Below are 10,458 nucleotides of genomic sequence, written 5' to 3' on the forward strand. Positions count from 1 at the left end.
GTGATGTACCTGGGGAAGGTCATAGAAGAAGCTCCCTACGCTTCACTTTATACAAATCCGAAACATCCCTATACCCAGGCCCTTCTTTCCGCCGCACCGGTCTCCGACCCGCTGCACCGTAAAGAGCGGATTCTCCTGGAAGGGGATGTGCCGAGTCCTATTGATCCCCCGGCCGGGTGCCGGTTTCATACTCGCTGTCCCCGGAAGATGGATATCTGCATGGAAAAAGAACCTGTTTTTTACAGTATGGGTGATGGACACAGTGTCGCCTGTCACCTGTTTACACCATAGTCCTGAACAGTTGTCTGTTGCAGCAAAGTGTTCCTGAAAAGATTTACAACATTCGCAAAAGGGAGGAAATATGATGAAACACCGCACCTTGAAAACCCTGGTCATACTGGCCGCAATTATTCTGCCGACGAGTGCCATGGCAAAAGCCGACCTGGTTATAGCCACCGATGCACCGCCCAAATCGATGAACCCTCACGCCTATTCATCGGATGCCAATTTGTCTTATATGTCCAATTTTTTTGACGGGCTCCTCCAGAGAAAGGCACCGGAGGGAAAGCTCAGTCCGGCACTTGCTGTCAAATGGCAGCGTGTTGATGCCCTTACCTGGAAATTTGAACTGCGGAAAGGAGTGAAATACAGTAACGGCAACGATTTCAACGCAGCGGACGTCAAGTTTACCTTTGAGCGCATGAAGGACCCCAGGTATTCCAAACTGCTCAATATTGCAAACAGTATCGCTTCGATAGAGACTCCGGATGATTACACGGTTATCTTCAGGACTAAAAAACCGGTGCCCTGGTTCGCGGAAACCATGCATCAGAATTTTATTGTTGACAAGGAATCTTCGGAAAACAGGGACGATGGTGATTATAACACCCGCCCCATCGGCACGGGTGCTTATAAACTTGTTGAATGGGTGAAGGGATCATACATCCGTATGGAGGCCAACGAAAATTACTGGGAGGGTGCACCAAAGTACAAAACCGTGGAGATTCGTCCCATAACCGAGGAGTCCACCCGTTTTGCCGCCCTGGCCGGGAAGCAGGTTGACATTGTCAACGGGGTGCCGGTAACCCTTTTTGATCGTGTCAAATCAATGAAACATATTGAGGTGATTTCTCAGGCTGCCAGAAGGGCAATTTACATGGGAATCGGCAATAAACCGAACACACCTTTTGCCGATATTCGTGTTCGCAAGGCCATTGCCCATGCCATTAATGAAAAAGAAATAATAGAAAAGATCATGCGTGGACAGGCAACCATGGCAAATCAAATTCCTGATGTCCCCACCGTGGGGTATGATGCCTCCATCAAACGGTATGATTATGATCCGGCTCTGGCAAAAAAACTGCTGGCGGAAGCCGGGTATGCCGATGGATTTGAAATTACCGTTGCCGGCCCCAATGACAGGTATATCAATGACGAGAAGATCTGCGAGGCCGTGGCAAAATATCTGGCCAAAATCGGGCTCAAAGTTAAGCTGGATGTGAAGCCCAAGTCAATTTTCTTTGATGAGCTGACCGGTAAAAAACACAGCTTTTATCTGATCGGCTGGTTTGACGGTTCTTTTGATTTCGGTCGTTCGGCGGAAAAACTGCTCCATACACCCGATAAGGACAAGGGGATGGGTACCTATAACGGGGCTGAATACTCCAACCCGGATATTGATGCCGCAATTATTGCCTCTTCATCCATTATTGATCGTGGTGAAAGGGAAAAGGCCCTGCAGGAAATCAACAGGAAGTCGGTTGAGGACGTTGCCTGGATCCCTCTCCATTATCAGCAGGATATCTTTGCCGTTGTCAAAGGCAAGGGGATAAAGTTTACTCCCCGTTCCGACCGCTGGATTGTTGTCAAGGAAATCAAGTAAACCGGCGTGGCCGGGCTTCAGGGCTCGGCCTCAACAGACCGATGAAAATCCCAACTGTGGCGGTATAACCTTCCGCTGCAGATTTTCAGATAAACCGGCTGCTTGAAAAGGGGGGCGGGAAGCCCCCCAACCCCAAAAAACAGGATGATATGACTACATATCTCGCAAAAAGATTGATACAGGGCATGGTTGTTCTCGTTCTGGTATCCACTGTATGTTTCGCCATGTTCCGCTTCACGGGAGATCCTGTGCTCATGCTGGCAGGGAAATATGCCACCCAGGAGGAGCGGGAGCAGGTGAGAATTGCCTATGGTCTTGACCGGCCCGTTTATGTGCAGTATGCCACTTTTTTAAAAGGAGTGATGCACGGCAATTTCGGTAAGTCCTACGTGAGCCAGATTGATGCTCTGGACATGATTCTCGAGCGGTTTCCGGCAACCTTTGAGCTGGCTTTTATTGCCCTCTGCATCTCCTTTATTCTAGGTGTCGGGCTAGGGGTTGTTGTTTCCATTAATCCCAATGGCCTTGTCAGTCGGGCAGTCATGGCGGGATCACTGTTTGGCATTTCGATTCCGACGTTTCTGATCGGTATCCTGCTGGTGATGTTCTTTTCCGTTTACCTGGATCTTCTCCCTTCCTTCGGGCGCGGGGATACGGTACAGATAGGATTCTGGCGGACCGGCCTGCTCAGCGTATCAGGATGGAAACATATCCTGCTGCCGGCCCTTACGCTTTCCGGCTATCAGCTGGCTGTTCTGATCCGTCTCACCAGGGCCGGAATGCGTGAAACGCTTTCGGAAGAGTATATCAAAACCGCCTGGGCCAAGGGGCTTTCTCCTGCCAAGGTGATCTTGAAACATGCCCTGCGAAACGTGATGATTCCCGTGGTCACCATTGCCGGTCTTTCATTTGGCGAACTGATTGCCTTTTCCATTGTTACAGAGACAATTTTCCAATGGCCGGGGATGGGGAATCTGCTGCTGACCTCGATTTTTGAGACTGATCAGCCGATTATTGTTACTTATATCATGCTCGCGGCCTGTATTATTTTAACCATTAATATTCTGGTTGATCTGCTCTACGCCTTACTCAACCCGAGAATCCGCTATGAGTAGAGGTGAGAGATGAAAAATTTCTTTGCACTCAAAAGGGTACGTTCGTTTCTTGGTGATCCGTCGGGGATGTTTGGTGGAGCAATTCTGTTCACTTTTTTTGTCGCCGCAATTTTCGCGCCGCTCATCGCTCCCATGGATCCCTATGATCTCACCTCCGTGGATCTGGCTAATTTTCTGCTTGAACCCTCGTGGATGGATAACGGGGTGTCCGCCTTTCCTCTTGGAACCGATGACCAGGGTCGGGGGATTCTTTCTACTATTCTTTACGGGTTGCGGACATCGCTTATTGTCGGTTCGTCCGTTGTCACTATTTCAAGTATAATCGGTATCGTGCTCGGTATGCTTGGTGCCTATTACGGTGGCATCCTTGATGCCTTTATCATGCGGGCCGCCGATACTGTCTTTTCTTTTTCCACCACCCTGCTTGCCGTGCTGCTCCTCGGGGTTTTCGAGAGCAGGGGAATCTTCACTGTGATTCTTGCCATCTGCATTGCCGACTGGGTGAAATACGCCAGGACCATACGGGGAAGTGTGCTCGAAATCAAAGAGTATCCTTATGTTACTGCGGCAAGATCCTCTGGTGCCGGGGATTTTCGTATTCTTTTCAGGCATATCCTGCCCAATGCCCTGCCCCCTATTTTTGTGGTCATGGCCGTGGATATGGCAGTGGTTATCATGCTGGAGGCTACCTTGAGTTTTCTTGGTGTGGGTGTCCCGCTGACTGAGCCCTCTCTCGGCATGATGATTGCCATCGGTAAAAACTATATTTATGCAGGCATGTGGTGGATGGTAGTTTTTCCCGGTGCCACTCTTATCGCCATGGTTGTCGGAATCAATCTCTTTGCAGACTGGCTGCGGGAAGAGTTGAATCCGAAGCTGTAAATCACCCTGCAGGTTGTATCACTATCTGAACTGGCATCCCGGCCCTTCCTGTATTACGGTTACCTGAAAGATATCTGGTTCCCAGTCAAACTTCTATTCTTGCCTCCATTGAACTTTTTGGAAAATTTCAATTGTTTGTTCATGGAAAATTCGGGCGATTGACTGGAGGGGTGCCTGCTGAAAATCAGGCAGGGTTTTGTATGCAACTGTGGGGGGATACCATGAAAATTCATCAAATAAAGATTGTGTTTAAAACAGTTCTGTTCTTTCTCGTGTTACCGGGAGCTGTGAGCAGTTTTGCATTACCGACTTTTGAAATGGCGGCCGGTAATCTTCTCCAGGGTGTTCAGGCTGGAAAGGTCATCGGCTTTGTCGATCTTACAGGGAGTAATGGAGTGGCTTCAAAGCTTGCTGCGGAGATCTTTCAGGAAATGGAACCGATCCTTATCCGGGAAGGTCTTGACAGGCAGCTGGCGTTTATTGAGAGAAAGGATCTGAAATTGATTTTTGATGAATGGGCTCTTGATTCATTCAGTGAGTCGGGGGACGCTGGAGCCCGGACAATTCTTGGAGCTGATTATATCATTACAGGTAAAGCAAAAATAAGCGGGGAATTTGTCCAATGCAGTCTGAAACTGATTCAGCTTGATAATGGCCGGATACTTGCTGCGGCCGAAGGGTACGTGCAGGCCAGACCATACTATTATCAGTGGGAACAGCTGCCGGTTGAACAGAAAAAAGAGAAACGGTTACAGGTCCCCGAGGAAGGTGTGAGCAGTGATGGAAAACTACATTTCTGGACGGATAAAAAACGTTACCTGCCTGGAGATACCATTAAAATATCTTTCAAAGTTTCCGAACCACTCTATGTAAAACTAATTGATGTGACACCTGACGGTAAGGTGACGACAATTTACCCGAACATCTTTCAGCCGGAAGAGCTCTGTTCACCTGGCCGGGTCTACACTGTTCCGCCTGAAAAAGCTCAATTCAAACTCGAGGTTACTCCGCCTGCAGGGATTGACAGAATCAAAGCCCTTGCCGGGCCTCAGCCATTTCCTGACGATCGGGTGCAGATAACCCGCGGAGTTCGTTTCACCAGGGCTATTGTTGAAGCAGCTCCTGTCAGAGCTGCCCTGTCCTTTGAGATTGCGCCTGATTCGTGAACATCAGTCTGAAGTATTCCCGCAGGTGAACATTCCACTTGCATTAATAGGAATAAGTATTATTATTGAGTGGATTCGAGCTGATGTTTCCAGCTTTTGCAGCCGGGCTGCTGCTTTTTTTAATTTGAATATCTTCTGGAGGATATATGAAAAACGTACTGATTGCTTATTCAAGTCGGACCGGAACCACCAAAACAATGGCCAGTTATATTGCAGAAGGATTACGCATGGCGGGCCAGTCCGTAGAAATGAAAAGTATTTCCGCCATTGAGAACGAAAAGGATCTTGAGGGATATGACGGGTTTGTTTTTGGTTGTCCTACCTATCACAAGGATATGACAAATGGTATGAAACAGTTTTTGTTTAAAGCTGAGCAGGCCGGACTTGGTGGAAAAACCGGCGGTGCATTCGGTTCACATACCCATAGTGGCGAGAGTGCACCCATGATTTTTGATACAATGGAACATGTGTTTAAGATGGAAATGATTAACCTGGGTCCCCTCAATCTCACCGAGGCAATGGTGGGGGGAGATGAAGGATGTAAGGCGTGCCAGGACTATGGTCGGGCCCTTGGGGAGCTGTTGGGTTAAATGCTTTTTTGAAACCTGGATCAGAGAATGAAAAAAGCCGTGCAACTGAACTGTTGTACGGCTTTTATTTTTTTAGAACCTGATTACGTACAAAACTCAGCCTGATAAAACAGTCACCTCCCCTAACTGGATGAGTTCTCAAGGTAATCATAAATTTTTAATGGGTCAGGAGTCCGGTAAGGACATTATAAACATCCCGGAGATAGACAATACCGACCACCTTCCCGTCACTGCGTGTTACGGGAAGTCTTCGTACTCTTTCCATGAGCAGGGTATCGGCGCAACGCAGCAGGGTATCCTTGGTAGAAATGACCCTGACATCCTCTGTCATTATTTCACTGACCCTGATGGATTGAACAGCCATTGTTTTTTCATCCCGGATTGATTCCCAGGAAATATTGCCGTGGTGCTCGTCCAGGTACACATGAGACGGAATGATGATTCTTAATATATCAATGGTTGAAACGATTCCCACAAGATTCATGGCCCCGTCAAGTACAACGATCCCGTTGACAGATAACCCGTGACCCCGCTTGGTGGATTTCATGACGCGGATTGCTTCCTGCAGGGACATTTCAGGAGTGAGCCAGCTTTTGATCGGTTCCATGATGTCTTTTACTTTCATAGTGCCTCCGTTTTCCTGTCAGCTTGCGCAGGGATTCCCTGCGATTACAGAATAGTAGTGGTTTAATAACCTTATACCATAGAAAAAGATAGTTAATCAATAAAATTGATACAAGAAATAATTATAATGAATATATGAAAATGGAAACGTGCGGGATTACAGTTTTTCCCGCAGTGTGGTTCTTGAGATTCCGAGAATCCTGGCTGCTTTGGATTTGTTGTTGTTGACCAGGTTCAATACCTTTTTTATATAGTTTTTTTCTATTTCCTTCAGAGGAAGGAGTGTTTCATTTTCATTCCTCCCTTTGTCAGAGATATCGTCGAGATTCATCATGGAGATCCAGTCAGTTTTGCAGAAAATAACTTCCCTTTCAATGAGGTTTTTCAACTCACGGATATTGCCCGGCCATCCGTGGGCCAGCATTTTGCGGGATGCTTCCGGGCTGAATCCCTTGATCTGTTTTTTCAGGTCCCGTTTCAGTTCGTGGAGAAAATAGGTGGCCAGCTGGAGAATATCGTTTCCTCTCTCCCGCAGGGGAGGCAGAGTGATGGGTACAACATTCAGTCTGTAATAGAGATCTTCCCTGAAATGGCCGTTGCTGATTTTCTTTTCAAGTTCTACGTTGGTTGCGGCAATAATGCGGATTTTTACCTGAATATCCTTGAGGCCGCCGACCTTACGGAAAATGGATTCTTCAATGAGCCGCAACAGTTTCGGCTGGAGTTCCAGGGGGAGATTGCCGATTTCATCGAGAAACAGTGTTCCCCCGTTGGCCAGTTCTACCAGGCCCTGTTTTTCAGAGCCGGCATCGGTAAAGGCACCTTTTGAGTGGCCGAAGAGCTCTGATTCGATCAGGCTGGCGGAGAGGGTGCCGCAATCAACCTTGACAAATATATTTCCCGGACCGTTTCCCGTTTCATGAATTGCTCTTGCAACAAGTTCTTTCCCTGTCCCTGTTTCTCCAGTAACCAGCACGGGGGATTCAACATCGGCCGCAAGCCTGATAGCGTCTTTGACGCGTTCCATGACCGGAGAGGATCCTATAATGGAATTGAGACCAAGAGTCTTCTGTTCAAGAAAAACTCTTTTTTCCATTATCCGTGACTGGATAAGGCGGTTGAGGATAGTTTTGAATTCAAGCAGTTCAAATGGCTTGACAATATAATCAACCGCCCCCGCCTTTAAAGCATCAATTGCGGTTCTTGCCTCGTTGATGCCGGTGAGCATGATGATATCTACATCTCCCGCAGCTTCCAGGATGGACGGGATGAGATCGATACCATTTCGGTCCGGCAACCCGATATCAAGGAAGACAAGATCAATGATGGAGGTGTGAAGCAGCTCCAGGGCCTCATGGCCTGTTGGTGCGGTCATTACAGTGTGGCCGAGTTTTTTGACGACCTGTGCCAGGGAAAATCGCAGATCTTCCTGGTCATCGACAATGAGTATAACTCCCATTATATTTCCGCCCGGAAAAAGATGGTGAACGTTGTTCCCTTGCCGGTTTTACTTTCCAGCACTATGGCGGCGTCATTTTCTTTGAGAGTCCGGTATACTATGGACAGACCCAGTCCGGCTCCTGAAGTTTTAGTTGTGAAAAATGGTTCAAAAACCTGTTCGGCAACCTCCGGTGGCATACCCGAACCATTGTCCCGGAAATGAACAACCACTCGATGGTCGTCCACCAGGAGGCCCGGATAATTCTTTTTATAGAGGTGGAGTTTATCGAAAGAGAGGCGTTCCGCCGTCAACGTGATTTCGCCCTGTTCCATGATGGCGTCAATAGCATTGAGAAAAAGATTGAGAAAGACCTGTTGGACCTGATGGGGATCGGCAATGACGGGAGGAAGGTCATGGCCGATATTGCTGCTGAAATAGATCTGTTTTTTTGTCAGTCGGTTATTGATGAGAGGCAGGGTTTCAGCAATAATGGTCATCAATGAGACAGGGCGTTTATTAGGGACAACAGGCCGCGCGTAGGAAAAGAAGTCAGTCAGCAGTTCATTGAGCCGGTCCACCTGTCTGATAATGCGTTGAGAGCATTCAAGTTGTTCACTGTTATCTTTTGCCTCTTCTTCGATTGACTGTGCCATTATCTTGATTCCCGCCAGGGGATTTCGCACTTCATGGGCCACTGCCGAGGCAATTTCCGCGACTGTTGACAGCCGGTTCATTTTTGCCATTTCCTTTCTGATGTATTTAAGTTCCGAGATATCGGAAAGGGAAATGATCACTCCGACCGTTCTTCCGGTGGCGTCCTCTCTGGCAACATTAGAGTAGCGAAGAATTCTTTCCTCTCCTCCAGGCCCGGAAAAGGAGAGTTCTTTTTTCTGCTGTTCCCGGCCGGAATCATTTATGGTGAGAAGTTTTTGCGCGGCTTTACGGTCAATAATTGAGAAAAGGTTCCGGCCTTCCAGGGGGGTAGGACTGGAATGGAAAATAGATTTGGCCACCGAATTGCTTTTTCTGATGGTTCCGTCAAGATCGGCAACTATCAGGCCATGATTCAATCCCTGGATAATGGATTCGGAAAATTTTTTTTCTTCCCTCAGGCTGACTATTGATTTTCTCAAGTCATTCACCAGGTCTATAAGTTGCTGGTCCTGGAGGTGATTTTCAAAAATACCTGCGAGTATTGACCCGATTATTTCAAGGAGCTGCTCAATATTTTTTGAATAGCTGTGGTTTTCCTTCACGTAGACAGTCAGTAATCCGTAGAACTGTCCATCGCTGGTTATGGGAATGATGTAATTCCCGAAGAACGGGATCGTCCCTTCTTTTTCAGCAAAAAGGGGTGGAGACGTACTGAAGAAGGTCGTTACACGGGTCTGGGCAGTGGAGCCACAATGACAGATACCAGGCTGGACACTGGTACAGAGAGGAGTGGTTTTTTCACAAACGTGGGTGGAAACTTCACGGACGAGCAGGTTGGAGTCTTTTTCAGTGAAAAAAATGCCGATATGGGGGCCGAGCTGCAGGGAATCGGTGGAAAGCAGTCTGTTGATGATCTGATCGATTTTATTCCTGAGGAGCAGAGGGCCAAAAGCAATCTTGAGGATGTCATTGATGATTTGCTGGTGCTGTCCCCGGTTGACAGGTACACCAATGTCGTCGTTTCCCAGGGTGGTTTTCATCTCCATAACGCTCTCTTCGGGATATAGCGGGATGTCGCAGGGGCGTGCAGCAGGCACGTCAGCAGGATTTCGTGCATATTACAGCGATCTTAAATGAAAAATCAAGAAAATCATTTTCTCAATCAGGTTTCATTCTGATAATTCCTGTGCAGGTTCAGGAATGGCTATACGGACCCTGATGGGTTCCCGGATACCAATATGTTTTACAAAATTGCTCAGTCCCTGGATGACGGGCCAGGTTATTTCCTGTCCCTTGGGAATAATAAGTGTCCCGTTTTTTGCAAAGACATCGTCTTCAGCAACCATGCCGGGAATTATGTCGTGGAATTTCACACTGATTATTTTTGTTTTTTCAGTCTGCACCTTCATGGTTGCCAGGAATTTCAGCACGTTCGGATTATATACGCCTGATTTCTTCTTCAACCTGGTCAGTGCTTCCCTGGGATGTATGCCCTGGTGCAGGAGGAGATCATGGTCTATTACCGCTTTCAGGATCTGGGCTCCGGTCTGTACTTCTTCCGGCAGTTCCGCAAGTTCTCCGGACTCGTATTCATCATATCGTCTGAGCTGATTCCTGACCATGAGTGCAACTTTTTCAAGCCGCGGAATATGGCTGAGAAGATCGGCCCCCGTGACAGGATGGCGGGTGAACGTTTCGAGTTCGTCTTCTGTCAGGTCTACTCCGGCATTGAGTTTCTGCAGGATTTCCACGGGCAGGGTAATACAGCCGATTCCGGACATCAGGGCTGCTATTTCATATTGCCAGGGATGGGGGAGATCCATTTTTTCAGCAATATTGTTGACCGTCATTTTAATTCTATATCCACTGCTGAAAGCCGCGGAATTGGCAATGCTGAGGAGTTCACTCAACACCTTGATGCTGCCTTTCAGGGTTTCATTCAGAAGTTGCTGTTCCGCGATGATAAGTCTGTACTGGCGAAGAGCCAGGGCAAGGGAACTCACCAGGACGGACATGGAGCAGGGTTTTGTCAGGAATCGGAAAATCTGGCCTGTGTTTACCGCCTCAACAGCTGTTTCCTGGTCTGCGTTTCCCGTAAGCATGA

At 47.9% G+C, this 10,458-nt stretch carries 10 protein-coding genes; 6 read left to right on the plus strand and 4 right to left on the minus strand.

Going from position 1 to position 10,458, the window contains the following annotated elements:
• The 6 genes from ACXLDX_RS08705 to ACXLDX_RS08730 form a co-directional block, all read left to right on the plus strand.
• On the plus strand, nt 1-291 hold a 291-nt coding region (locus ACXLDX_RS08705), incomplete at its 5' end, for an oligopeptide/dipeptide ABC transporter ATP-binding protein (protein WP_457576785.1).
• A gap of 70 nt (nt 292-361) precedes the next feature.
• Nucleotides 362-1,882, plus strand: a complete 1,521-nt coding sequence (locus ACXLDX_RS08710) for an ABC transporter substrate-binding protein (RefSeq protein WP_457576786.1) — start codon at nt 362-364, stop codon at nt 1,880-1,882.
• Nucleotides 1,883-2,031: 149 nt separating this feature from the next.
• On the plus strand, nt 2,032-2,997 hold the full coding sequence (locus ACXLDX_RS08715) for an ABC transporter permease (protein WP_457576787.1): 966 nt from the start codon (nt 2,032-2,034) through the stop codon (nt 2,995-2,997).
• A gap of 9 nt (nt 2,998-3,006) precedes the next feature.
• The gene (locus tag ACXLDX_RS08720) at nt 3,007-3,879 is read left to right on the plus strand and encodes an ABC transporter permease (RefSeq protein WP_457576788.1); all 873 of its coding nucleotides are present in this window, start codon (nt 3,007-3,009) and stop codon (nt 3,877-3,879) included.
• Between the two features lie 221 nt (nt 3,880-4,100).
• Nucleotides 4,101-5,045: a DUF4384 domain-containing protein gene (locus tag ACXLDX_RS08725; protein WP_457576789.1), complete on the plus strand. Its 945-nt coding sequence runs from the start codon at nt 4,101-4,103 to the stop codon at nt 5,043-5,045.
• Nucleotides 5,046-5,191: 146 nt separating this feature from the next.
• Entirely contained in the window at nt 5,192-5,635 is a 444-nt protein-coding gene (locus tag ACXLDX_RS08730) for a flavodoxin domain-containing protein (protein ID WP_457576790.1), read from the plus strand.
• Between the two features lie 157 nt (nt 5,636-5,792).
• Here ACXLDX_RS08730 and ACXLDX_RS08735 read toward each other — a convergent pair whose 3' ends face one another.
• From ACXLDX_RS08735 to ACXLDX_RS08750, 4 genes are all read right to left on the minus strand, one after another.
• The gene (locus ACXLDX_RS08735; RefSeq protein ID WP_228855429.1) at nt 5,793-6,260 is read right to left on the minus strand and encodes a CBS domain-containing protein; all 468 of its coding nucleotides are present in this window, start codon (nt 6,258-6,260) and stop codon (nt 5,793-5,795) included.
• A 156-nt stretch (nt 6,261-6,416) separates the two neighbouring features.
• Nucleotides 6,417-7,718, minus strand: coding sequence for a sigma-54-dependent transcriptional regulator (locus tag ACXLDX_RS08740; protein ID WP_457576791.1), 1,302 nt, complete (start codon nt 7,716-7,718; stop codon nt 6,417-6,419).
• The gene (locus ACXLDX_RS08745) at nt 7,718-9,400 is read right to left on the minus strand and encodes an ATP-binding protein (protein ID WP_457576792.1); all 1,683 of its coding nucleotides are present in this window, start codon (nt 9,398-9,400) and stop codon (nt 7,718-7,720) included. Before ACXLDX_RS08745 ends, ACXLDX_RS08740 begins: the two co-directional genes overlap by 1 nt.
• Before the next feature lie 123 nt (nt 9,401-9,523).
• A partial coding sequence (locus ACXLDX_RS08750) for an HD domain-containing phosphohydrolase (protein WP_457576793.1) occupies nt 9,524-10,458 on the minus strand: 935 nt, incomplete at its 5' end.

Source organism: Desulfomarina sp. (assembly GCF_054039375.1).